Genomic DNA, 24,823 nt, shown 5'->3' on the forward strand with positions numbered 1-24,823 from the left:
ATATTGAAATTACGAAGCAAAGCACTTCTATACGTAGTAACACCGCTGCTATTATTTATGATCCTTATATTGAGTATCGTATACGGACAAACCAAAACGATTATTAATGAAGAAATCGAAAATAAGATTACAAATAAGATGTCTGAGGTAGGACAAGCGCTGCAAGTCCGAACGATCTCTCATGAAAAAGTGACAGAAGCCCTTGCCCGAACCGTTGAAAAAAATCCTGGTTCGCTTTCTCTGGAACAATTGCGACAAACTATGAAAAATGGTCTTGAGACAAATAAAGATACGTTTGGGTTCGGTGTTTTTTATGCGCCGTATGCACATGATGGTGCACATAAGTTTTTTAGCACGTATGCCTTTCGGGACAAAGATAAGCTGAGCACAACGGAAGAATTCGCCGAACCGAGTTACAACTACCTCGAACAAGATTGGTATAAACAAGGGATGGAGGCAGCAAAAGCGAAAAGTAAGATTGTTTATTCCGACCCGTATTTCGATGAGAGTCTGGGCGTTCATATGCTCATTGCGATTGCCCCGCTCTATGATGCACAGGGGAACTTTTTTGGAACCGTAAACGGCGATGTCAGTATGGAAACGATTCAAAAAATGGTCGAGGACATTAAAGGAATCAATGGCGGATGGGCATTTTTGGTCGATAAAAATGGGAACTACATCGCTAACCAAAACAAGACATACAAACAGGAAAAATCAATTATTCAGTCTAAAAATGCAGCGTTGTCCGCAGCAGGGAAGCAAATGCTTGGGCAAGAGCAGGGTATGGTCGAGTTTGATGAGAATAAACAAGTACACCGCCTGTATTATCAGGCTGTTCCAGGCACTGATTGGAAGCTGGGGATTGCCATCCCAACAAGTGCTCTGTTTGCCTCGTTAGTCAAATTAATGACAAGCTTGATTGTGATCGGCCTGATCGGGATTATCGCCATCGCACTTGTTGTACTGCTGTTTATCCGTTATGTTGTGAACAATGTCAAAATTGTAGATGGATTTATTACAGCACTGGCAAGCGGCAACTTTACCTATTCACAGGAAGTAAAATCAAGCGATGAATTTGGCAGCATGACCGAAAAATTAAACGAACTAATGGAAAGCATGCGCGGTATGCTGCACAATGTCGTCAACATGTCTTCGGAAGTATCCGCTACTTCTGAGGAGCTGTTATCGATTACAGACGAGTTTACGATGTCATCGAACCAGATTGCGCATGAAGCACAAAACATAGCAAACGATGCCGATGTTCAATTAAAAGAGGCCCACACAACCTTCGAGCAATCGCTTGAAATCGAGCGCAATGTAACCAAAATTGGCGAAGCGACCGATGAGGTCATTCAACTTACAGAAAAAGCGGTAACGGAAGTGGCACAAGGAAGTAAATCTGTGCAGTCGGTGATTGCGCAAATCAATAAGATTTCTGATGCGTCCTCGGAAGCGACTCGAGTAGTCGGGGTACTTGGCCAACGCTCGCAAGAAATTGGACAGGCAGCAGATTTGATTACCGGAATCGCCCAGCAGACGAATTTATTAGCCTTGAACGCGGCGATTGAAGCGGCGCGGGCCGGTGAGCAGGGGAAAGGATTTGCGGTAGTAGCCGATGAAGTACGTAAGCTGGCGGAGCAATCCGGTCAATTCGCAGACCAGATCGCGGTGCTCATTGCAGCAATTCAACAGGAAACCGAACAGGCTGTCTCCTCAATGAAGAACGGGGAAAATGAAGTGGCGCAGGGCATTAAAATGATTACCGAAACGAATGAAACATTCAGTGCGATTTCTCACTCGGTTCAAAACATTGTGGTCAAAATGAATGATGTGTCCTCCTCACTTGATGACATTGAGCATCGAATTGAATCGACTGTAAAGTTCTTGGAGACATTGAATTCTACCGCGACGAACTCGGTGTCGCATTCTCAATCGGTTGCGGCTTCTACGGAGGAGCAGGTGGCTTCGATGGAGGAAGTGAAGCACTCGATGGAAAATCTAGCCACGTTAGTAAGTGAATTGAGGAATGAGCTGGCTCGGTTTACGTTTTAGATAGATTACTAACTTAGCAGTTATAAATAGAAATCCCTACGATCCAATAAAGGATCGTAGGGATTTTATCGTCTGATGTACTAGTGAACTTGTAAGGCACCCGTGTCTTTCGATTTATTATGATAATTCTCGTTCGTCTGCAATTGAATCGTAGTATGAGCAATCTTAAATTCATCCAGTAAAACTTTTTCGATCTTCCGCAGAATACGATCCGTGTCCTTAACAGGCATATCATGAATCTGGATATGAGCACTTAACGAAATATGTTCATTCGATAAACCCCAAATATGCAGGTCGAGTACATTCAAAATATCTTCCTCTTGTAAAAGACGCGCTTTCACCGCTTCCACAGACACCTCACTCGGAACCGCCTCTAATAAAATTTCAGCTGCTTCTTTCGTAATAAGCCAGGCATTTTTGAGAATGATCAACGCAAACAATCCACTTAAAATCGGATCAACTAGCATCCAACCCGTCAGCTTAATCACAAGACCCCCGATGAGAATCCCCAGATACGACAGTACATCTCCTAAAAAGTGAATCAACGCACTTCTTACATTAATATTTTGTCCGCCCTGCCGTAACACAATCACAATCAGGAACGTACCCACAAAGCCAACCAGAGCCAACCACATCATCCCAGTTGAATGAACCGGGCTTGGATTAATGATTCTTATGATGGCATGATACGAAATAAAAACAGAAATACAGATCAAGGTTAACCCATTAATCAGTGCCGCTAGACTACCAAACCGGTGGTATCCGTATGTGTGTTTCGCATCGGCCGGTTTCAACGTTTGCTTAATGGCATACCAGCTTAAGAAAAGCGCTAAAAGATCACTTAGCAAATGCCAGGCATCTGACATAATCGCTAAGCTATTCGTAATAAACCCGCCAACGAGCTGACTACTAAACATCAAAAATGTAATTAAGATCGAGAAACGAATCAGCTTTTCGTTTTGTTTATGAGTCCCAACCGTATCTTCGGTCATCTTTATGATCTCCCTCATATTCATATTTTCTATGCCATTTTACTCCTCACAAGAAAATAAAACAACAGAAAAATGGAGATAAATAAAGATAACTGGAGATAACGAGAGATAATCATTATCAAACTCTGTAATTCAGCTTATTTAACTGAAAATGAGATGTATTATTAATTGATTTTGTATATCATTCTCTCCAAAAATTGTGTTGAAAATTTCGCAACCCAGGAGTACTATATACATATTCAAATATATACATATTCAAACATTTGAAGATGTATATATTTGGGCACTATGTGCCGCTATAACATAGAATGTCCACTAAATCAGAAACGAATGGGTGAATTCAAATGAACACGAGTGATATGCAGCAATTTAAAGCAGATTTTTTTAAAGCTTTATCCCATCCTTTACGAATTCGTATTCTCGAATTACTGGCAGAAGGGGACAAAAGTGTAAACGAAATTCAAAGCAGCCTCAATAGTGAAGGTTCTGCGGTTTCTCAACAACTCAGCCTCCTGCGCGCCAAAAATATCGTTGTCGGAACGAAAGATGGAAAACGGGTCGTATATTCTCTTCGTGATCCAATGATTATCAATTTGCTCGCTGTCGCGAAGGAAATTTTCAACAACCATTTAATCGATACCATCTCGATGCTGGAAGAACTGGATGAATAACAAACGTTCACGAGAAGAACTGATCGAATATGGAATGAAAGTTCTCCGAACAGCAGGAGCCCATTATGTTTGTGATGCTTGCATTAAAGGAGGAAACTCTTGCTGCTCAAAATGCGAGTACTTAGAGGATGGCATTGGATGTACAAAGAGAAATACCGCTTGTACAGCATGGTTATGTGGAATCCAAAAATTTTTCCTGCAAAACATCGGACTGATGAGTCAGTGGGAAAGATTTTGGAGTCAAGTACCTGGTCGATATTTTCGCGAGGATGAGACGCCTGATTATGTGACAATTGAGCACTTTATCAACACGGAAGACGTCGATGAGAGGAAAGGGAAGCTTTTAGCTGAAAAGATACGTGCATACGCCCAAAAAGGAGGCGACCTAGGAAGGTTAGAAATACACTTGAATAACCGATATATCTTTAAAAAATTTGAAAGTGAAAAACTAAAGTAATTCATTACACAATAAAGAAGGGTTTCATAATGAGGGGATTATTTACCGGTAGATTTCAAGGATATTCGCTCAAGCATTTTCAAAAAGATCTGCTGGCTGGTGTGATTGTAGGTGTAATTGCCATTCCGCTTGCGATGGCGTTTGCGATTGCTTCGGGGGTAAAACCGGAATACGGCATTTATACAACGTGTATTGCCGGGGCTTTGATTTCATTATTTGGTGGTTCAAAATATCAAATCGGGGGACCTACAGGCGCGTTTATCCCGATCCTGTTCGGAATTATGATTACGTATGGCTACGAAAATTTACTCGTTGCCGGTTTGCTGGCCGGGATCATGCTTTGCCTTATGGGGATGTTTCGGCTTGGCTCTCTGATTGCCTTTATTCCACGTCCCGTAATCGTCGGATTCACTTCTGGTATCGCCGTCATTATTTTTGCTGGACAAATCGCTAGTTTTCTTGGCCTGACGGGTGTTACCAAACACGAGGGGTTTATTGACAATCTTAAGGAAATTGCGATCCATATCGATACCATCAATCTGTATAGTATTGCGATTGCCTTGATTTGTTTTGTAATTATGATCGTTACACCTAAATTTTTGCCTAAAGTACCGGGTTCTTTACTTGGATTGATTATCTCGAGTGCGATAGCATCCTTATTTTTTTCCGAGCATGTGCCTACCATTGGTACCGCATTCGGGACCATTTCGAGTACGCCGCCTCATTTTCATCTGCCGGCTATGACATGGGAGAAAATTAAACAGTTGCTCGCTCCTGCGTTTGTGATTGCCATACTGGGCGCAATTGAGTCCCTTTTGTCTGCTGTCGTTGCAGATGGGATGACGAACAGTAAGCATAACAGCAACCGAGAACTGATTGGACAAGGGATTGCGAACATCATCACACCTTTATTCGGAGGAATTCCGGCAACCGGGGCGATTGCACGGACAGCGACGAACATTAAGAGTGGAGCGGTTTCACCAATTTCCGGGGTTGTCCACGGGGTATTTGTTTTCGTAACGCTATTGCTTTTAGCTCCGTATGCATCTGCGATTCCGCTGGCCAGTATGGCTCCGGTTTTAATGCTGGTAGCCTGGAACATGAGTGAGCGGAAACATTTCGCCCATATTCTTACGCTAAAAACAGGGGACTCTCTTGTTTTACTTGTGACGTTTTTGCTTACTGTGTTCACGAGCTTAACGACAGCAGTGGAAGTAGGGCTTGTATTAGCTGTCATTTTGTTTGCCAAACGCATGAGTGAAATGCTTGTTATTGCCAAGGTGCTCCCGGATCACAGCCAAAAGCATGAAAAGGTTCTGCCGCATGTCGTGAATAAAGCGCACGATTGTCCGCAAATTAGCATGTTCACGATAGAAGGGCCGCTTTTCTTTGGGGCTGCGCAAACGTTTGAACAGAGTATTATGGCCACGATTCACTCTCGGCCTAAAGTTTTGATTTTACGTCTGGGAAAAGTTCCATTTATGGATACAACGGGAGAATCGTATTTTAAAAGCATTGTTCAGCATTTTACGAAGCAGGGAGGAGTACTTCTCGTTTCGGGAGCTGCTCCTGAATTAAAGGAAACCGTCAAGAAGACAGACCTGTATGATGAAATCGGCGAAGAACACTTCTTCGATCATACAGGGGATGCTCTTAATTATGCGCTTGCTCACATTGAAACTACTCAATGTACAGGCTGTAAACATTTTGCTTTTCATGAATGCGCACAACTTTCTCATCAAGTAGAAGAAAAACAGGGGGCGAAAACGAATGAAACTAGCGACAAACGTATCTAATGTGTATTTTAATTTACCTGTAAGTCAATTAATTGAAATGGCCATCCAGCGTAATGGAAGTAGGCTGTCTTCTTCGGGGGCGATTGCTTCCCGTACCGGAAAATACACAGGCCGGTCTCCTAAAGATAAGTTTATTGTGGATGAACCTGGCGCACATGATCAAGTGGATTGGGAAACGAACCAACCGCTTTCTCCTGACCATTTTGATCTTCTTTTTCAAGATCTCTCTCATTATATTAAAGACAAAGAGCTCTTTGTCTTTGATGGATTTGCGGGCGCGGATGAAGACTACCGTCTCCCGATTCGTGTGATTAATGAGTACGCCTGGCATAATTTGTTTGCCCACCAGCTTTTTATTCGTCCAACCGAAGACGAGTTAGCCGCACATATCGCGGAATTTACCGTCCTGTGCGTCCCGAATTTCAAAGCGAATCCGCAATTACATGGCACGCATTCGGAAACCTTTATCGTGATTAATTTCGCTAAAAAGCTTGTGTTAATCGGGGGAACTGAGTACGCCGGGGAAATTAAGAAATCGATTTTTACCGTGATGAATTACCTTCTTCCACAGAAAAATGTGTTATCGATGCATTGTTCTGCGAATAAAGGAAAAGATGGCGATGTCGCTCTATTCTTTGGATTATCAGGAACAGGAAAAACCACGCTGTCAGCTGATCCTAACCGCATGCTGATTGGAGATGATGAGCACGGCTGGTCGGATAACGGTGTGTTTAATATCGAAGGTGGATGCTATGCGAAATGCATTAACCTGTCTGAAGAAAAAGAACCGGAAATCTTCCGTGCCATTCAATTTGGTTCGGTATTAGAAAATGTTGTCCTGGATGAGCATACGAGCGAAGCGAACTATGACGATAATAGCCTGACCGAAAATACGCGGGCCGCTTACCCGATTCATTATATTCCGAATGCGCTTATTCCAAGTGTAGCAGGGCACCCGAATGTTATTTTCTTCTTAACGGCTGATGCTTTTGGCGTTCTTCCGCCAATCTCGAAGCTGACAAAAGAACAAGCGATGTTTTACTTCCTTTCAGGCTATACCAGCAAGCTGGCTGGAACAGAACGTGGGGTCACCGAGCCTGAAGCGACGTTTTCGACATGCTTTGGTGCACCGTTCCTTCCGCTTTCTCCGAGTGTATACGCAGAGATGCTTGGTGAGAAGATTGAACAGCATCAAGCAGACGTATACTTAGTCAACACGGGCTGGGCAGGGGGACCTTACGGAATTGGCAAGCGGATGGATCTTGCTTATACTCGTGCGATGATTACAGCAGCTCTTACAGGTGAATTGAGCAAAACGGAGTTTGAATTGCATCCGATCTTTGGACTCAATATGCCGAAACAATGTCCAAACGTGCCGTCAGATATTTTGAATCCTCGGGAGAGCTGGGCAGATAAAGAGGCGTATGATCAACAGGCTATGAAATTGTCTAATCTTTTTATGGAGAATTTCAAGCGTTTTAACCAAACTAGTAAATAGATAATAGTCCTGCAAACGAGTTTACGTAATTTTTATTATGTAAACTCGTTTTGTTTTTATTGTAAGAATGTGGTTCCATAAAGTCTGAACTTCTCGTATTATTCGAGATTTTTAAAAAAAGAAAACCTCCAGCCAATAATGCTAAAGGTTCTTCGCGTTTTCAACTAGATTATTTCAACTTTACTGATCGTAATGCACGCCAATGATGTTCTTGCCCGTGAATCCGACCTTTGGCACGATCGCCCTCGCCATATACGTTCCGCCGAAATCGGTGTAATCCACGATGTACAAAACGGGGTAGGTGGCTGGTTGCTAGGTTCAGGAAGCGCGGGTCAATTGCGACGAGCCGTTCGCTCTATGCCATCAGCGGTTACTTTGTACAGTTGGTGCGGAAGGTCGTGTCCCATGCCGTTAACCAACATTAGCTCGGCACTCGGGATGGCAGAAGCCGTGTCCTCGCCACACGCCGGGACGAACAGGGGATCGTCCACCCCATGAATGACAAGTACTGGTACTTTTATGGTCGCCAGCCGCGGACGACGGTCACCGGAGACAGCGATCGCTGCAATTTGTCGTCCGACACTGCCTGGATCGTAGGCTCGCTGTACTTCCTCCAGAATGAGCGTCCGATAAGCGTCCTCTTCAAACGGATAGCCGGTGCCGGCGATGCGTTTGGCAAAAGAGAGGCTGTGCGCCAAAAATCCTGCTTCATCCTCAAATGGGTTCGGCGCCGGTTTAGTCATCATCGCCATGACATCCGGGGCAGATTGCGGAAGGGCGGGATTACCGGAACTGGACATAATGGAGGTGAGCGATAAAACCCGTTCAGGGTACTCACTGGCTGCAATCTGGGCGATCATTCCGCCCATCGACCTGCCAACGAAATGTGCCCGGTCAATTGAAAGGGCATCTAGCAGTCCGATAGCGTCGTCGGACATGTCATCGAGAGTGTAGGGGATGTCCGGTCGTTGTCCCGACATGAGAGCAGTCGCCAGTGCGTCAAAATCCAGCGCCCGATAATGGCTAAAGTGCGTCGAGCAACCTGCGTCGCGATTGTCAAAGCGGATCACGCGAAAGCCCCGCGCTGCTAATATTCGACAAAACGGAACCGTCCATCGGATCATCTGGGTTCCAAGCCCGGCGATTAGGATAATAGCCTCGTCGTTTTCGTTACCGAAACTGTCATAGACCAAATCGACGCCGTTGACTTTTAGGATGTTCATGGTCATATTTTTTTCACTCCTTGACGTAATTTATGTCTTAGGGTTATCCCGAAGCAAAAATAGTTATGAAGTAATGCCCGTTATCCCCGAAAAAAAGATTGTAGAAAACAGCCCTTTAATCAACTCTCGATTCTATTAGTCATTTCGTTTCCCCCTTATCAGTTGCTCCATTTCTGTCAAGAATAGGTCGATTCCTCGGTCTATTTCTTCATCATCATGATGGAGTATCGAAGCCAATCTTCCAATACGAATTTGTTTCGCTTTTTCCTTTTGAAGCTTCTGGATATGTTCTAGATAATGCTCTGTCTCCTCAACACCTTCATTTATTTTTTTCTTAATAAGCAGCATTTGGATATCAATCTTATTAATTGGGTCGAGATTTTTTGTGAAATTATTCTCATCCACTAGATACGATTCATCGATATCAAAATAGTCACTAAGTGTTTTTAATCTTTCTTGCGGAATCGGTCTGCGTTTCTTAATCCAATCCGAAAATTGTTGAGGAGTAATATTTAACTCCCTACCGATCGCTGAATAAGACCGTTCATTGACCAATACGAGGTATTCTAATGTAGTTTTAGAATTTAAGATGTTCTGAGCACTCATTTTTTTACTCCTTGACGTAATTTAAGTCAACAATAACAAAAAGACATAAACTATGTCAATGCTTTTGACGTAATTTATGTCTTGAGGTTATCCCGAAACAAAAATAGTTAATGAAGTGCTAATTTTGAATCTGTTCTTGGTTTATATGTAACGAACCGTTTTCAATTCTCACCGCAAAATATTTCCATGATTCTTACCACGGATGCTGTTATTGGAGTTGGTATGCAAGCATTAATTGTTGCTAAAGTAATTAAGATGTTTGGTGAAAAAAAAGGAGCTCTGCTTTTTACCTCATTTGCTTATGTTGTACTTCTATTTGCCAAAGATTTTTGGGGGATCTTTCTTGTAGCTGCCGGGACTTTCTTTGCTACTTCTATGCTTCGTCCAGCTCTTACTACACAATTATCGAAGCTGGCAGGGAGTGAACAAGAATATGTAGCTGGTATGAATAATGCCTATATGAGCGTAGGTAATATTTCGGGCCCAACTCTAGCGGGATTCTTATTCGATACAAATATGTTTGCTCCTTTCATAGCAGGCGGTTGTATTATTTTTATTGCTTTTTTGATGACACTAAAATTGAAATGAAAATTACAGCCGTTATTGTAAGGGTTTGACCATGTTATCCTTTTGGTCAAACCCTTTTTTATATATGAAAATTAAACTAACGCTGGAGTTAGTACAAATAAGATATGAATCGGTTCATCACTTTTGTTCAAAAATCGGTGTCTAACATTTGGCGGAATGCGTACGACATCACCCTCATCTAAACAATATTCGGTGCCTTCCAGTTCAACATACGCTTGACCTTTCATGATGACAGCAATTTCTTCTTGATCATCGTGTGAATAGTAACTTTCGGTAGTGCTTGCGTTTGCATGTAAATCCATCAGTAAGAGTTTAATATGTGCTTTCATAAAGTCTGGCGTTAACACATCATAGACAACATGGTGACGATCTTCGCGATATACTTTCTTTCGATCATGCTTCCTCGATATAAGCGAATCCGTATTAATTTCATTAATGAAGAGGGTAAAGAGAGGCACATTTAATGCTTTTGCAATGAGCTCTAGCACACTTAACGAAGGATTCGCTTGTCCTCTTTCTATTTGGCTAATAAGTGAAGTGCTGATTCCTGCATAATCGGCGAACTCACGAATTGTCATCCCGTTCTTTTTACGATAATGTAATACCGTTTGTCCAAGGCGAAGATTGTTCATAGAAAAGATCCCTTCCAAAATAATATACGTTTAACTCGTTTTGTGCTGACATACTAAACATGGAAAATTAGTGCTTTTTTCGGTTACCTAAATAATTTATACTGACATTTGTACATTATAATATATTTTTTTTATTATTATAAACATACATCTAGAAAAGGGGAACAGACTTGAAATCACCACTTATTTCTTACATATCTTTGTTTTTTGGCGTATTTGCGTTATCTACTTCAGCCATTTTTGTAAAATTAGCAGATGCCCCTGTGACTATTACAGCATTCTATCGAATGTTTTTTGCAGCAGTAATGCTTTTACCATTTTTATTAGTAAATAAAAAGAATCGAAAGGAATTATGTTCGTTGTCAAAAAAACACTGGGGACTCGGGTTACTATCAGGTGTATTTTTAGCAGCCCATTATGTATTGTGGTTTGAATCGTTACAGTACACATCTGTAGCAAGCTCGACGGTAATCGTGACATTACAGCCGCTTTTTTCAATGGCTGGAGGCTATTTTCTATTTAAAGAGCGCTTCAGTAAAGGGGCTATAATCGGATGTCTCTTAGCGATTGTCGGAAGCGTTGTAATTGGATATAAAGATTTTCACATTAGTGGACAGGCGTTATTTGGTGATATACTTGCTTTTATTTCGGCGGGCGTCATTACAGCTTACTTCTTCATTGGCCAGCATGTGCGCAACATGCTATCTCTTATCCCATATTCAATCATCGGTTATGCCAGCAGTGCATTATTTTTAAGTATGTTGGCTTTCAGCCAGCAAACATCTTTCGTTGATTATTCCCCCAAAACATGGTTGGTCTTTATTGGATTAGCGTTTGTCGCAACCATATTAGGGCAAATGATTTTTAATTGGCTATTGAAATGGCTAAGTACCTCAGTTATTTCAATGGGCATATTAGGAGAGACGATTGGGACTTGTATACTCGCTTATTTCATTTTGGATGAGGTCGTTTCTTTCCAACAAGGTATCGGTATCGCACTTATCTTAATCGGTCTAGTAGTATTTTTACTACAGCAAAGAAATAACAAATCCATAAAGACTACCTCCGATTAAAAATAGAGGATCTGCTTACGAGAAAGAGTTATTCCAAATATGATAATTGAAATATCTATATAAATAGATATAATAAGACATATGGATACCATGATAATCTTTAAAGCTTTGTCTAATGATACCCGCGTGCAAATTTTGAAGTGGTTAAAAAATCCGGATGAAAATTTCGGTCCACAATTGTATTTACCACCGGATGCTGACTTTGAAGGAGGGATATGTGTAGGAAGCATTCAAGAAAAAACAGGATTAGCGCAATCCGTGATTTCCAGCTATTTGATGCTCATGAAGAAAGCTGGACTTTTGGAATCTAAGCGATACGGGCAATGGACCTATTACCGGAGAAATGAAGAAACGATTCGTAAATTGGCCGACTATATCAAAAATGAAGTGTAGGTAGCTTCAATAAATTAAAGCTACCTACTTTTTATACATATATATATCTGTTTATATAGATATGTATATTTATAAAAATTATATTACAAGGAGAAGAGAAGCATGGAAAAAAACAGCCCCCTATTTTTTATTGCTCTAGGTATATTTGGCATTATCAATACTGAGCTTGGTGTAGTTGGAATTTTGCCGATGATCATGGAGAAGTATAACGTTACCGCAGCACTGGCTGGAATGCTTGTTAGTTCATTTGCTCTTATTATTGCTCTGTTTGGTCCTTGGATGACGTTATTACTGTCAAGGTTGAACCGTAAGACAGTATTAATAGGCATTCTGCTTCTATTTGCTGTCTCTAATGTGATTTCGGCTTTTGCTCCGAACTTTTATGTACTTATGGTTTTCCGAATGATTCCCGCTTTCTTTCATCCGGTTTATTTCTCCATTGCCTTCGTATTAGCCGCTGCATTATCGGTAAAGGAAGAGGTCGCGAAGGCAAGCGCAAAGGTATTTCTTGGAGTCAGTATGGGCATGGTATTGGGAATTCCGCTTACTTCCTATATTGCAAATCAATTTTCACTAAGCACTTCGTTTTTATTTTCTGCTATTGTGAATGGGATCGCGTGCGTTGGAATAGGAGTAATGGTTCCATTCATACCTGTAAAGGAAAAAATCTCATTTGGAAGACAGCTTAAGATATTGTATAAGCCCGCTTTGTGGTTAAATATCGCTGCCACGTGCTTCATACTTGCTGCTATGTTCTCCGTATATAGTTATTTTGCTGAATATTTAGGACAGAGATTCGACATGGGCGGAAAGCTTATTAGCGTGATGCTTGTGATTTTCGGTGTTTGCGGTGTGGCAGGTAACTGGTATGCAGGAAAGCTGTTAAGCTATCGCATGTTGAGAACCGTACTGCTTTATCCTGTAGCTTTAGGAATTTGCTATTTACTTCTTTTTTATATGGAAACATCGCTACTTCTACTATGTGGGATTATCATTGTATGGGGAGCAATTCATACAAGTGGACTTATTGTAAGTCAAATTTGGCTAACATCAGAAGCTCCAGAGGCTCCGGAATTTGCTAACAGTTTATTTGTGTCTTTTTCAAATTTGGGTGTGACGATTGGTACAGCGATTGGGGGCTGGTTTATATCTCGGCTCGGAATAGCAGCAGTCGTTTGGAGTGGTTTACTTTTTGTAATTTTGTCGTTTTTATGTATTGCCGTCAAAACCATATATTTCGACTTAAATATAAAGTCATCTGAAAAAGCTATGGTTACGGAAGAAGATTGACGGAAATCATTCTTAAAGGTTTCTCATAAAAAACACCATTTTCATCTCGTTGTTAGAGAAAGAATGATGTTTTTTTGTTTTGGGGATACCGGAAAATATTAGTTTGATAGCGATAGGGTAAGACCACTTTTTTCATTTATTGAGCTTAGTGGGAGTAAATAAAATCAGAACGTAAATGGTAAAAGAGGAATTGCATTCTATATAATCAAATAATAATATAATTAATAACTTATATAAATGGAGGTGAATATAGTGGAGCGTTCCCTTGAAGAAGTGATTGAGGTATTAAAATTGGCCGCAGATAAAACACGGCTTACTATTTTACTGCTTTTACAAGAGAAAGAGTTGTGTGTATGTGATTTAGTCGAAATGATTGGAATCTCTCAGCCAGGAATTAGTCAACATTTACGAAAAATGAAGCAAGCAGGGATAGTACTGGAACGCAGACAAGGAACATGGATGTATTATCGATTAGATGAATCGGCTCATCCGGTGGTTCAGGCTATTCTTCAGCATGCACCTTCCCTTAAAGAAAAACTAGAAGTGTATGAAAAACAAAGAAGTTCAACGATGTGTGAAAGTGAAAACAACTGTAAAAAGGATCAGTGATAAAAATGATCGAAATTCCCGTTCGTAAACGGATGTCCTTTTTGGACCGTTATTTAACTCTTTGGATATTCGCAGCCATGATTATGGGGATTGGAATCGGCTATTTTTCTCCAGGCTTTGTGCAAGTGTTGAATCAATATCAGGCTGGAACGACATCGATTCCGTTAGCAATTGGACTCATTTTGATGATGTATCCCCCTTTAGCTAAAGTACGGTATGAAAAAATGGGCCATGTATTTCGAAATACAAAGATACTAGGAATTTCTCTTTTGCAAAACTGGATTGTTGGGCCTACCCTTATGTTTTTATTGGCCATTCTTTTTCTGCGTGATTATCCAGAATACATGGTTGGCTTAATCATGATCGGGCTTGCTCGCTGTATTGCCATGGTCGTTGTTTGGAATGATCTTGCGAAAGGAGATCCTGAATACGCGGCAGGGCTTGTTGCCTTTAACTCAATATTCCAGGTGTTCTTTTACTCTGTTTACGCGTATGTGTTTGTTACGGTTATTCCAGGGTGGTTTGGCTTACAAGGCGTTGTTGTCGATATTACTATCGGTGAAGTAGCAAAGAGTGTCTTTATTTACCTGGGGATTCCTTTCCTCGCCGGTATGATAACTCGCTTTGTATTGGTAAAGGCGAAGGGGGAAAAGTGGTATCAAAACGTATTTATCCCTAAAATTAGCCCCATTACCCTCATCGCATTACTTTTTACCATTATTGTTATGTTCTCTTTAAAAGGAGACGTCATTGTTCGTCTACCACTTGATGTAATACGAGTTGCGATTCCGTTACTTATTTATTTTGTGGTTATGTTTTTTGTATCGTTTTATCTCAGCAAAAAAGCAGGAGCGAATTATCCGATTGCAACTACCTTATCCTTTACGGCATCGGGTAATAACTTTGAATTAGCTATCGCCGTTGCTGTCGGAGTATTTGGCATTAATTCTGGTGCTGCTTTTGCAGCTGTGATTGGTCCTCTCGTAGAAGTGCCGGCTTTAATTGCTTTGGTCAATGCTGCATTCTGGCTTCAGAGAAAATACTTTAAAGAACAAAAAATATAAGGAGAGAGACTACCATGAATCCTACATTTCGAATGCATGTCGCTATTAACGTGAGAAACTTAGAGGAAAACTTGAAATTTTACCGTGCTTTTTTCGGTGAAGAGCCAACAAAAGTCAAAGAAAACTATGCGAAATTTGAATTAAATAATCCACCTCTTCATTTTTCAATGAATGTACGTACGTATGACAATAAAGGAGCCCTCAATCATATGGGATTCCAGGTAGCCGATACGGCTGCTGTAATAGCCATGAAGGAACGTTTCCAAGAAGCAGGACTCGTCGCCATTGATGAAATGAATACAACATGCTGCTATGCGGTTCAGGATAAAATCTGGGTGCATGATCCAGAGGGCAATGCCTGGGAAGTCTTCTATACAAAAGAAGATTCAGAATTTGAATCAGCAGGCGAACCAGCAGTAGGAGGCGTATGCTGCGCTCCTGAACCCGTTCAAATTCAGTTTGGGAATCTTGATAGTTTCAAGAAAAATAAGTAGGCCCCTAAGGAGAGACACATGGCAGACAACAAAAAAATCATCTACTTCCTATGTACAGGTAACTCCTGCCGCAGCCAAATGGCTGAAGGATTCGGGAAAAAATACTTAGGTGACAAATACGATGTATACAGTGCTGGAATTGAAGCTCATGGCCTCAACCCGAATGCCGTAAAAGCTATGTCAGAAAAAGAGATCGATATTTCGAATCAGACTTCCGATATCATCGATCCAGAGCTGCTGCATAAAGCTGACTATATTGTAACTCTCTGTGGGGATGCAAATGATAAATGTCCAATGACGCCTCCTCATGTAAAACGTGATCATTGGGCATTTGATGATCCTGCGAAAGCTACCGGAACGGAGGAGGAAAAATGGGTGTTCTTCCAACGTGTATGTGATGAAATTGAAGACAGAATCAAACGCTTTTTTAAGGAAGGAAGCTAAGAAAATAACTAAATTAAAATCCGATTTTCCTTGGTGCGTAGGAAAATCGGATTTTTCTATGTAAAAAATCGCTTAGCGTGGGTTTTACGTCAAAATGTTGGCGGCACCTCTGATAGCGATATGGTAGTTCCCCATAATACAATTCAGTGGTGATTTTAAAAACAAAGCATTATTCCTTATTGAAATTAATAAAACAAACAATATAATAAAAGTAATTACGAAATAAAGGTGATTTAACATGAATGCATTGGATTACAAAATTCTACAACTTTTAACGACCAATGGACGAGCGACTTGGGCTGAATTAGCAGCAAACGTAGGGATGTCCGGTCCCGCTATCGCTGATCGGGTACGTCGACTAGAAGAACAAGGCGTGATTAAAGGATATACAGCCATTCTCAATCCGGAATCGGTAGGTTATGAAATGACTGCTTTTATCTCCATCTCCATAGACCAGTTAGAACATCGTGAATTATTTTTAGCTCGGGTACCTGAGATACCTGAAGTGCAGGAATGTCATCATGTCGCAGGAGAATATGATTATCTACTGAAAGTTCGCTGTCAAGGAACGAAAGATTTGGATCGGATTATCAGTCAAGAATTAAGGAGATTACCAGGTGTTTTTAAAACCCAGACAACAATCACACTTAATACTTATAAAGACACCCAAAAGATTCCGCTTCCCACTGAAAATTAGTTACGATCTCCAATTTCCACGATAGAAGGGATTTACTGAGCATGGCTTTTACACATTTGCATGAATTAATTAAGGTAGCTAAAGAGCGAAACATGACCATCGGTGAAGTAATGATGGAAATGGAAAAAGAGCAAACTGGACGGTCAGAGCGTGAGATTTTCAATCAAATGGAGCGACAGTTTGAGGTTATGGAAGAAGCTGTACGTAAAGGGATTCAAGAACCCGTTATGTCTCGTAGTGGGATTACCGGTGGGGATGCCTATCGCGTTTATGAATACATCAAGCAGGGAAATACATTTATCCATCCACAAACACTGCAAACGATGGCGTATGCTCTCTCTGTTTCGGAAGTCAATGCCGGAATGGGACGCATTGTAGCAACACCTACAGCTGGATCAGCTGGTATATTACCTGGTGTATTGGTATATGCACTAGATACTGGACGGTACTCTCGGGATACCATTATTTTATCGTTGATGACAGCAGCTGCACTTGGCCTCGTTATCGCTAATTCCGCATCCATTTCTGGAGCTGCAGGCGGATGTCAAGCTGAGGTCGGTTCCGCAACCGCAATGGCAGCAGGTGCATTAGTAGAAATTGGCGGCGGCACACCAGAACAAGTAGGTCATGCTGTTGGATTAGCTTTAAAAAACTCGTTGGGTCTGGTATGTGATCCCGTTGGTGGCCTAGTAGAGGTTCCGTGTATCGTTCGTAACGGACTCCATGCCATCACCGCTTTGGCAGCTGCTGATATGGCGTTAGCCGGAGTAAAAAGCATCATCCCTCCAGATGAGGTGATCCAGGTTATGCATGAAGTAGGTACAGAAATGCCAGCGTCTCTTCGTGAAACGGGAATCGGAGGATTAGCTGGAACACCTACAGGAAAAGCATTGCGGGAAAAAGTTTTCAACAAGAGCAAGGGGTGAATCCCATTGAAATACACAAGTATGTTTGAGATTATTGGTCCAATCATGGTGGGGCCGTCTAGCTCCCATACAGCAGGAGCGGTTCGCATTGGAAACATCGCCCGACAAATACTGGATGAATGTCCAACAAAGGTGACATTTCAGCTTATGGGTTCATTTGCCGAAACGTATCAAGGTCATGGTACTGACTTGGCTTTGTTAGCGGGGATCTTAGGGATGACCACAGCTAGTAACGATGTCCCGATATCTGACCAAATTGCGTCCGAAATGGGCGTTGAATATAGCTTTACGAAAGCAAATGCCGGGATGCACCATCCTAATACTGTGCGAATTGAGGCAACCGGGCCTACCCGGTCTGTAAAATTACTGGCTAGCTCCCTGGGTGGTGGAAAAGCTGAGGTGCAGGAACTTGATGATCTGCCCGTGAAATTTACAGGAGAAAAGCCGACACTGATTCTTTACCATACAGATCAAAAAGGTTTTTTAGCGAAAATATCCCACATTCTCAATACGCAAGGATATAATATTGCACGATTGACTTTGGAAAGGTGGAAAAAAGGGGAACTGGCAATTACAGTTTGTGAAGTCGACGAAATACTACGTGATGAGATTATACAAATGATAAAAGCATCGATCCCCTTTTTAAAGGATGTTAAATTGGTGCAAACCATTTAGAAAATGAGAACTTTCGTTTAAAATGATTGGAGGAATGTTGATCATACACACTAAACCAATAGGAGCGAGCATAATCATATGGGCATGGCAGATAGAATATACAAAGATTTAGTCAATGATGTGTTGGAAAATGGAGACTGGGATAAAGACCAGCAAGTAAGAACGGTTTGGGCTGATGGCTCACCTGCTTATACAAAAAGTGTAATTTGTAAGAAGGTTACATTTGATAACCTCGAAGTACCTATTTTGACCACTAAGAAAGTAGCTTGGAAATCTTCCATTCATGAGCTGCTTTGGTTTTATGTAAAAAGAACAAGTGACGCTGCGTACCTTGACGAAAACAATGTGAAGATATGGAAAGAGTGGACAAACCAGCATAATAACATTGGAAAAGCATATGGCTATCAATTAGGAAAACCAATTATGCTTAAAGGGAAATTGACGAATCAGGTACAAAATTTGCTTGATGAACTAAAAAATAACCCGGCTTCAAGAAGGCATATTATTTCGCTATGGAATATAGATGATTTAGATCAGATGGGGCTCTATCCTTGTGTTTGGAATAACCAATGGATTGTTAAACAAGGCAAGCTGCATCTGATTGTACAGGTTCGTTCTAACGATCTAGCTTTAGGGCACCCATTCAATATATTTCAGTATTATGTACTGCAAAGAATGATATCGCAAGTTACAGGGTACGAGTTGGGGACGTTAACATTTAATATTAACGATCTTCATATATATGAGCGGCATATTGAACCGCTAAAAGAACAGATGAAACGCGAGCCATTCCCTGCACCAGAATTATGGATAAATCCTGACGTCAAAAACTTTGACGATTTTACAATCGATGATTTTCAACTAATCGGCTATGAACATCATCCAACCATTAAGATGGAGGTGGCTATTTAATGCTTTCTATGATTGTAGCCATGGATGTAGACAGGGGCATAGGTAAAGATAATCAGCTATTATGGCATATTCCAGAGGACTTGCAGTATTTCAAAAGTATAACGAGTCATAAGGTAGTGGTAATGGGGAGGAAAACCTTTGAATCAATTGGCAGGCCGCTTCCTAATAGAACGAATATAATTTTGACCAGGGATCCTTCCTATCAGGCACCTGGCTGTCTTGTTCATCATTCCATCGAAGATATTCTTTCAAAAAATGTGATGGGTGACGATCGTGCAGAAGTAGTCATTATAGGTGGGGCAGAGATTTACAATTTGTTTTTGCCTTACGCAGATCGGTTGTATATAACACAAGTGAACGGAACTTTTAATGCTGATACTTATTTTCCGGTATTACCAAATGAACAATGGAAAATGGTTTCTCGAAAAAAAGGAACGCAGGATACTCCATATGAATATTATTTTGAGATTTATGAGAGAAATATGGAATAGTCTAAAGTCATTCTTCGGAATGGCTTTTCTTTTTGGGAAAATTATCGATACAAAATATGGATTTACACCCGATTTATAGTATAATTTCAGTTAATATTCTGAAAAATTATACGCAAGGAGGGAGTGTCTGCAGTGAAAAGTTTAAAAACTAGACTAATTACATTTATCTCATTTCTTCTATTTGGTGGGCTTGTTCTCTTAGCTGTAATCAGCTACTCAAGTGCGTCTTCTATTTTAAAACAAAGTCTTGAAAAAGAGGCGGAAACAGAAGCGGTTCGTTTAACTGAACAACTTGATGTATTTATCCAACAACAGAAAGCAGTCATTGCTTCTCTTGCAAAAGTAGCTGCCGAAAACTATGGCGATGAAAAAAAACAGCTAGCATTTGTCCAAAAGGCTAAAAAAGATTGGCCGGAATTCGAAACAGTTGTCTTTTCTCACGATTTAAGTGGTAAAAGAACAATAACAGATACAGGGCAGATTATCGATGTATCGAGCCGATCGTACATAAAATCTGTTTCAGAAGGAAAAACCGTCATTATGGACCCGGTGTATTCTAAAGTAACCGGCAAAGTCATTACCATTGTAGCTTCTCCGCTGATAAAAAACGGACAAGTTGTCGGTTTTATTGCCGCAGGTATTCCAATAGAGGCAGCAACAGAAAAAGTGGCGCAGGCGAAATTTGGCGAAACAGGCTATGCAGGATTATTCGGCGTAACTGGTCAAATCATTTGGCATCCAAAGAAAGAAATGATTGTAAAAGGGAATGTAGCCGACTTCAAAGTACCTGAGCTTATTAGCATTCATCAAGAGCTACAAAAAGGGAAACACGGCATCTCATTCTATACGATATCCGGGAAAGAAAAACTTGCCGCCTATGCTGGTACACAAGATAAATGGGGAATCATTATCGGTGCCCCTCTCGATGAATTATACGCTCCGATTGATAAACTACGAAATGAATTGCTTATCATTACGCTGGTTGTCATCGTAATTGGCGCACTTATTATGTATCGTATCACCGGCACGATTACAAGGCCGATTGAAAAACTGAATGAAGCCTTCTCTGTTCTCTCATCTGGTGATTTAACATATGAAGTGCATGTAAAAGGAAAAGATGAGCTCTCCCAACTATCGGTCCACTTCAACAAAACAAATCATACACTAAAGCAACTCATTCAAAGCATTTCCACCAATTCCAAACAGGTAGGGTCCTCAGCGCATACCTTCTTAACAAACATATCACAGGCCATACAAGGTTCAGAGCAAGTGGAAAAAACAATACATCAGGTAGCGAGTGGCGCCGAATCCCAGGCAATGAGTCTCGAGGAGAGTACGCGGGCTATTCAAGAGATGAGTAGCGGCATTCAACGCATCTCGGAAAGTGCAGCAAATGTGACTGATTCTTCACAGGAAGCGGTGAAAAATGCTGCTGAGGGTCAGCATACGATTAAAAAAGCAACTCTTCAAATGGATAAAATCAGCATGGTAGCACAAGAATCTGCTGCTCTTGTAAAAGCATTAGGCGAGCGTTCGAATGAAATCAGCAGCATTACGACAGCGATTACGTCAATCTCCGCACAGACAAATTTGCTGGCCTTGAATGCAGCGATCGAAGCTGCACGTGCTGGTGAACAGGGGAAAGGGTTTGCTGTTGTAGCAGAGGAAGTAAGAAAATTAGCAGAGCAGTCTGGTGAATCTGCCAATCAGATTAGTACTTTGATCCAGGAAATACAAAATGAGACGGAAAACGTTGTAACTACGATGAACAAGGCAGTTGAAGAGGTTCAAGTGGGCATTGATGTGGTGAATCATGTAGGGGAAGCTTTCAATATGATTGTAAACTCTTCAGAAAAAGTTTCCGGCGAAATTCAGGAGGTGTCTGCCGCAACTGAGCAGATTTCCGCTGCCTCCCAAGAGGTACTCGCTTCTGTGGAAGAGTTAAACCGCATTTCCCATAAAGCGACTGATTATTCCAAAGAAGTAGCAGGTGTAACGGAAAAGCAGGTACGCATTATTAAGGAAATTGAAAACTCAGCTTTACAGTTACAACAAACATCTATTTCGTTAGAACAATCCATTAATGAGTTCAAGGTATAAAAATGTAAAATTTTGTCCCTTTCTCTCTGAAAAAATGATAGGATGAGAAGATAGAAAAATAGAGAAAGAAGGACAGCAAGTGCAGAGGAAAAAATGGGGGAAATCTTGGGGAATCTGGATTTCCATTACGGGGTTACTCCTGATCGCCCTTACAAATGTATGGGTAAATGGAGGAAAAGAAACATTCGCAAAAATGACAGAGAATATACTGGCAACGAAATCTCAGCCTGTATCACAGCCAGAACCTGAAAAAACGGAGGCTGCTGCGCTACCATCAACACAAGCAGGGACCAATTCAGTGCCAAACACACCTGAGTTAGTAAAGCCACAGCCAGCCAAACAGACCGAAACTGCATCGGTACAGCCGACTGTCACACATCCTCCTATGGTAAAGCAGGCAGCCGGTATGGAACTGGGCAAGAAAATTACTGAACTGCCGATTCCAGGTGAAAAGGTAGTGTATTTAACCTTCGATGACGGTCCTGGTCCGTACACAAAACAGATGGTAAACATTTTAAATGAAAACAAAATACAAGCTACCTTCTTCTGGATTGGTCAAAACTTTAAACCAGAATGGGCACCATATGCGAAGCAGATGCTCACACAGGGCCACCAAATCGGCGCCCATTCCATGCGTCATGAGGCGATGGGCAAGAAAAGTAAAGAGTATCAAAAACAAGACCTGCTTATGACGGCTGCTCATATGGAAAAACTGATAGGCCAAAAAATTATCTACTACCGCCCACCGTATGGCTCGATAAACGCTTCGAGTCTCCCTGTAACCAAAGAAGTCGGGGAGTACATGATTCTCTGGCAAGCGGATAGTCGTGACTGGGCATTAGCACATAACCCGCAGCAAATTCTCACCAACATCAAAAAAGAGATAAAACCAGGCGCTATTATTTTGATGCATGAGCGAGCACAAAGTTTACAAGTATTGCCGCAGGTGCTGGCCTATTTAAAGCAAAATGGCTATACGATTCGTACGTTACCACCAGGAAAATAATGCAATACAGAATCATAAAAAATCGGGATGAATGCATTCATCCCGGCTTTTTTTTGCTAGAATAGAGGAGACAAAAAATATAGATAATTACAACAGAGGTGTAAGATGATAACGATTACAATCCAGGAACTGTGTACCGAAGAGGAAGTTGTACGGATTTTCCCGCTTATGAAAGACTTGCGTCCGTATCTAGAAGAAGATCGCTTCCGCGAAATCTGGCGTGCGATGCAGCCAGATGGCTACCGCATTTATGCGATGTACGATGGGGAAGAAATTGTCGCATTTACGGGCATTCAAATCCGAACGAATATGTATTATTTCCGTCATGTATTCGTACATGAGCTCGTTACACGGGCAGATATTCGCTCAAAAGGGTACGGCGAGAAACTGCTTACATTTGTACATGAATGGGGCCGCGAGCATGACTGTGTAACAGTGGCACTTGAATCTGCTCTAACACGAGTAGATGCACATCGATTCTATGAAGAAAAGATGGACTATGATAAGTTTTGTTATTCATTTAAAAAGTCATTATAACGGAATATCCGCATTGTAACACGTAAAGCCTGTTCATGGTTGTCCATTAAACCGTGAACAGGCTTTGTTATTATTTCATCATTGGACTATCCTTGCGTAAAAGAAGATTACGAAGTATAAAATGGCAGCCACGCTGCATGTAGACGTTCAATTCCTTGGACAATCTCTTGTAACGACAATCCACCAAATCCAAGAAGAATAAGAGGCGGATATTCTTTAGGGCAGCTACACCAATCATTTGCTGTACTGTACACTTTTACCCCCGATTCTTCTGCTATTTTTACTAACTCCTCCACATGTATGCCGCTATGCACTTTCATCACGATATGTAGACCTGCGTCTTGTCCCGTTATCGTTACGTTTCCCTGCATCACGTTTTTAATCGTCTGCAATAAAACATCATGCTTTTTTTGATAAACCTTCCTCATTCTCCGGATATGCCGCTCCCATTCTCCACTTTCCATAAATAGCTGTAACGTATTTTGATGCAGCCTAGAAGCTGTTTGGTCATTCGTGAGCAGGTTTTTGTGATATACATTCAGCAGACGTTCGGGAAGTACCATGTAGCTTATTCGAATAGCTGGCATAAGTGATTTCGAGAACGTTCCGATATATACGACATTGCCATGCGCATCCAATCCTTGAAGGGATGGAATTGGTCTGCCATGATAGCGAAACTCGCCGTCATAGTCGTCCTCAATAATTAAACTTCCGTTTTCTTCTGCCCAGTGCAATAGCTTCATTCGTTTGGCAATCGGCATTACCATCCCGAGCGGATATTGATGCGAAGGGGTAATGTACACAACTTTTGCCTTGCTTCGGACAAGTTCATCGATGGCAATTCCGTCTTCTTCAAGGGGGATCGGTTTGATCGAAAATCCAAGCTGTTGAAACATCGTTCGCACCCCGTGATAGCCTGGTTCTTCCATGGCAATTGGGTTCCCATCCAAACCGATAAGCTGGCATAAAAGTCGAATCATCGTTTGTGTTCCAGCGCCAATCACAAGTTGTTCCTCCGAACAATTCACCGCTCGTGCCTGTCGAAGATACTGAGAAAGCGCTCGCCGGAGTCCTATTTCACCCTGACGATCCCCATAAGAAAGCAGCTGTTTTTGCTCAAGGTTCATACTTTGATTGGAACACATCCGCCATTTATCATACGGGAAATGATCGACATCAATTTTTGACATATAAAAATCATACCGAATCGGTTTTGGCTTACGATTCGAATCTCTGTTTGGAGATGGGGAGGAATATGAAGCAGGCGGATGCTCAAACGACTCGCTCGCCATGTCCACGACATAAAATCCGCTTCGCTCTTTACTTTCAATGTATCCTTCTGCGAGCAGCTGCTGATAGGCCACCTGGATGGTTGTCTTGCTGATGTGTAAAAAATGAGCAAGCTGACGAATGGATGGAAGACGTGTAGAAGACGGTATTCTCCCTGTCTGAATCTCTTCCTTTATATATTGATAGAGTTGTATATACAATGGCTCTTTTGCTGCTTCATCCAAATTCGGGCTAATATCCATTCTATCCGCTCCCATCTGTACTGGTTTGTTTATGAAAAACTGTATCTTTTTTAGTTGTCAATTTT

At 41.4% G+C, this 24,823-nt stretch carries 25 protein-coding genes and 1 pseudogene; 21 read left to right on the forward strand and 5 right to left on the reverse strand.

Annotated features, from left to right (window positions below):
• Nucleotides 1-3: 3 nt before the first annotated feature.
• Nucleotides 4-2,052 carry a methyl-accepting chemotaxis protein gene (locus tag PO771_RS09700; protein WP_272559474.1) on the forward strand — a complete coding sequence of 683 codons (2,049 nt, stop codon included), beginning with the start codon at nucleotides 4-6 and terminating at the stop codon, nucleotides 2,050-2,052.
• An 80-nt stretch (nucleotides 2,053-2,132) separates the two neighbouring features.
• On the opposite strand, the gene PO771_RS09705 is transcribed toward PO771_RS09700, so the two are convergent.
• The gene (locus PO771_RS09705) at nucleotides 2,133-3,044 is read right to left on the reverse strand and encodes a cation diffusion facilitator family transporter (RefSeq protein ID WP_272559475.1); all 912 of its coding nucleotides are present in this window, start codon (nucleotides 3,042-3,044) and stop codon (nucleotides 2,133-2,135) included.
• Between the two features lie 344 nt (nucleotides 3,045-3,388).
• Between PO771_RS09705 and PO771_RS09710 the strand changes: the two genes are divergently transcribed.
• Genes PO771_RS09710 through pckA form a run of 4 tightly spaced genes read left to right on the forward strand, consistent with a single transcriptional unit; the run spans nucleotide 3,389 to nucleotide 7,466 of the window.
• Entirely contained in the window at nucleotides 3,389-3,715 is a 327-nt protein-coding gene (locus PO771_RS09710; protein WP_272559476.1) for an ArsR/SmtB family transcription factor, read from the forward strand.
• Nucleotides 3,708-4,172 carry a DNA mismatch repair protein gene (locus tag PO771_RS09715; protein WP_272559477.1) on the forward strand — a complete coding sequence of 155 codons (465 nt, stop codon included), beginning with the start codon at nucleotides 3,708-3,710 and terminating at the stop codon, nucleotides 4,170-4,172. The genes PO771_RS09710 and PO771_RS09715 overlap by 8 nt, the downstream gene beginning before the upstream one ends.
• Before the next feature lie 29 nt (nucleotides 4,173-4,201).
• Nucleotides 4,202-5,968 carry a SulP family inorganic anion transporter gene (locus PO771_RS09720; RefSeq protein WP_272559478.1) on the forward strand — a complete coding sequence of 589 codons (1,767 nt, stop codon included), beginning with the start codon at nucleotides 4,202-4,204 and terminating at the stop codon, nucleotides 5,966-5,968.
• Nucleotides 5,943-7,466, forward strand: coding sequence for a phosphoenolpyruvate carboxykinase (ATP) (gene pckA, locus PO771_RS09725; RefSeq protein ID WP_272559479.1), 1,524 nt, complete (start codon nucleotides 5,943-5,945; stop codon nucleotides 7,464-7,466). The genes PO771_RS09720 and pckA overlap by 26 nt, the downstream gene beginning before the upstream one ends.
• Nucleotides 7,467-7,798: 332 nt before the next feature.
• On the opposite strand, the gene PO771_RS09730 is transcribed toward pckA, so the two are convergent.
• Nucleotides 7,799-8,689 carry an alpha/beta fold hydrolase gene (locus PO771_RS09730; RefSeq protein WP_336297955.1) on the reverse strand — a complete coding sequence of 297 codons (891 nt, stop codon included), beginning with the start codon at nucleotides 8,687-8,689 and terminating at the stop codon, nucleotides 7,799-7,801.
• Nucleotides 8,690-8,824: 135 nt separating this feature from the next.
• Nucleotides 8,825-9,295, reverse strand: coding sequence for a helix-turn-helix domain-containing protein (locus PO771_RS09735; RefSeq protein WP_272559481.1), 471 nt, complete (start codon nucleotides 9,293-9,295; stop codon nucleotides 8,825-8,827).
• Nucleotides 9,296-9,436: 141 nt separating this feature from the next.
• Between PO771_RS09735 and PO771_RS09740 the strand changes: the two are divergent.
• Nucleotides 9,437-9,883 (forward strand): annotated as a pseudogene (locus tag PO771_RS09740) (MFS transporter); the annotation flags it as partial.
• 71 nt (nucleotides 9,884-9,954) lie between these two features.
• Here the strand turns inward: PO771_RS09740 and PO771_RS09745 are convergent.
• Nucleotides 9,955-10,515, reverse strand: a complete 561-nt coding sequence (locus tag PO771_RS09745; RefSeq protein WP_272559482.1) for a helix-turn-helix transcriptional regulator — start codon at nucleotides 10,513-10,515, stop codon at nucleotides 9,955-9,957.
• Nucleotides 10,516-10,685: 170 nt separating this feature from the next.
• On the opposite strand from PO771_RS09745, the gene PO771_RS09750 reads away from it, so the two are divergent.
• From PO771_RS09750 to PO771_RS09820, 15 genes are all read left to right on the forward strand, one after another.
• On the forward strand, nucleotides 10,686-11,588 hold the full coding sequence (locus tag PO771_RS09750) for a DMT family transporter (RefSeq protein ID WP_272559483.1): 903 nt from the start codon (nucleotides 10,686-10,688) through the stop codon (nucleotides 11,586-11,588).
• A gap of 81 nt (nucleotides 11,589-11,669) precedes the next feature.
• Nucleotides 11,670-11,981 carry an ArsR/SmtB family transcription factor gene (locus PO771_RS09755; protein ID WP_272559484.1) on the forward strand — a complete coding sequence of 104 codons (312 nt, stop codon included), beginning with the start codon at nucleotides 11,670-11,672 and terminating at the stop codon, nucleotides 11,979-11,981.
• 102 nt (nucleotides 11,982-12,083) lie between these two features.
• On the forward strand, nucleotides 12,084-13,271 hold the full coding sequence (locus PO771_RS09760; protein ID WP_272559485.1) for an MFS transporter: 1,188 nt from the start codon (nucleotides 12,084-12,086) through the stop codon (nucleotides 13,269-13,271).
• 252 nt (nucleotides 13,272-13,523) lie between these two features.
• A complete protein-coding gene (locus PO771_RS09765) occupies nucleotides 13,524-13,880 on the forward strand; it encodes an ArsR/SmtB family transcription factor (RefSeq protein ID WP_336297938.1) in 357 nt (118 codons plus the stop codon).
• 5 nt (nucleotides 13,881-13,885) lie between these two features.
• Nucleotides 13,886-14,944 (forward strand): ACR3 family arsenite efflux transporter, encoded by a 1,059-nt coding sequence (gene arsB / locus PO771_RS09770; RefSeq protein ID WP_272559487.1) that lies wholly within the window; start codon nucleotides 13,886-13,888, stop codon nucleotides 14,942-14,944.
• A gap of 14 nt (nucleotides 14,945-14,958) precedes the next feature.
• On the forward strand, nucleotides 14,959-15,438 hold the full coding sequence (locus PO771_RS09775; protein ID WP_272559488.1) for an ArsI/CadI family heavy metal resistance metalloenzyme: 480 nt from the start codon (nucleotides 14,959-14,961) through the stop codon (nucleotides 15,436-15,438).
• An 18-nt stretch (nucleotides 15,439-15,456) separates the two neighbouring features.
• Complete coding sequence (arsC, locus tag PO771_RS09780) at nucleotides 15,457-15,882, forward strand: arsenate reductase (thioredoxin) (RefSeq protein WP_272559489.1); 426 nt, start codon at nucleotides 15,457-15,459, stop codon at nucleotides 15,880-15,882.
• A 238-nt stretch (nucleotides 15,883-16,120) separates the two neighbouring features.
• On the forward strand, nucleotides 16,121-16,579 hold the full coding sequence (locus PO771_RS09785; protein ID WP_272559490.1) for an Lrp/AsnC family transcriptional regulator: 459 nt from the start codon (nucleotides 16,121-16,123) through the stop codon (nucleotides 16,577-16,579).
• A gap of 41 nt (nucleotides 16,580-16,620) precedes the next feature.
• On the forward strand, nucleotides 16,621-17,505 hold the full coding sequence (sdaAA, locus tag PO771_RS09790) for an L-serine ammonia-lyase, iron-sulfur-dependent, subunit alpha (protein ID WP_272559491.1): 885 nt from the start codon (nucleotides 16,621-16,623) through the stop codon (nucleotides 17,503-17,505).
• A gap of 6 nt (nucleotides 17,506-17,511) precedes the next feature.
• Nucleotides 17,512-18,180, forward strand: a complete 669-nt coding sequence (gene sdaAB, locus PO771_RS09795; RefSeq protein WP_272559492.1) for an L-serine ammonia-lyase, iron-sulfur-dependent subunit beta — start codon at nucleotides 17,512-17,514, stop codon at nucleotides 18,178-18,180.
• A 78-nt stretch (nucleotides 18,181-18,258) separates the two neighbouring features.
• Nucleotides 18,259-19,092: a thymidylate synthase gene (gene thyA / locus PO771_RS09800; protein ID WP_272559493.1), complete on the forward strand. Its 834-nt coding sequence runs from the start codon at nucleotides 18,259-18,261 to the stop codon at nucleotides 19,090-19,092.
• Nucleotides 19,092-19,583 carry a dihydrofolate reductase gene (locus tag PO771_RS09805; RefSeq protein ID WP_272559494.1) on the forward strand — a complete coding sequence of 164 codons (492 nt, stop codon included), beginning with the start codon at nucleotides 19,092-19,094 and terminating at the stop codon, nucleotides 19,581-19,583. The genes thyA and PO771_RS09805 overlap by 1 nt, the downstream gene beginning before the upstream one ends.
• Before the next feature lie 132 nt (nucleotides 19,584-19,715).
• Nucleotides 19,716-21,683: a methyl-accepting chemotaxis protein gene (locus PO771_RS09810; RefSeq protein ID WP_272559495.1), complete on the forward strand. Its 1,968-nt coding sequence runs from the start codon at nucleotides 19,716-19,718 to the stop codon at nucleotides 21,681-21,683.
• 79 nt (nucleotides 21,684-21,762) lie between these two features.
• Complete coding sequence (locus tag PO771_RS09815) at nucleotides 21,763-22,689, forward strand: polysaccharide deacetylase family protein (protein ID WP_272559496.1); 927 nt, start codon at nucleotides 21,763-21,765, stop codon at nucleotides 22,687-22,689.
• A gap of 105 nt (nucleotides 22,690-22,794) precedes the next feature.
• Nucleotides 22,795-23,226 (forward strand): GNAT family N-acetyltransferase, encoded by a 432-nt coding sequence (locus tag PO771_RS09820; RefSeq protein WP_272559497.1) that lies wholly within the window; start codon nucleotides 22,795-22,797, stop codon nucleotides 23,224-23,226.
• Nucleotides 23,227-23,333: 107 nt separating this feature from the next.
• On the opposite strand, the gene pdxR is transcribed toward PO771_RS09820, so the two are convergent.
• A complete protein-coding gene (gene pdxR, locus PO771_RS09825; RefSeq protein ID WP_272559498.1) occupies nucleotides 23,334-24,758 on the reverse strand; it encodes a MocR-like pyridoxine biosynthesis transcription factor PdxR in 1,425 nt (474 codons plus the stop codon).
• Between the last annotated feature and the right edge of the window lie 65 nt (nucleotides 24,759-24,823).

Origin of the sequence: Aneurinibacillus uraniidurans, assembly GCF_028471905.1 — a bacterium.
In the GTDB taxonomy this organism is placed as follows: Bacteria; Bacillota; Bacilli; order Aneurinibacillales; family Aneurinibacillaceae; genus Aneurinibacillus; species Aneurinibacillus uraniidurans.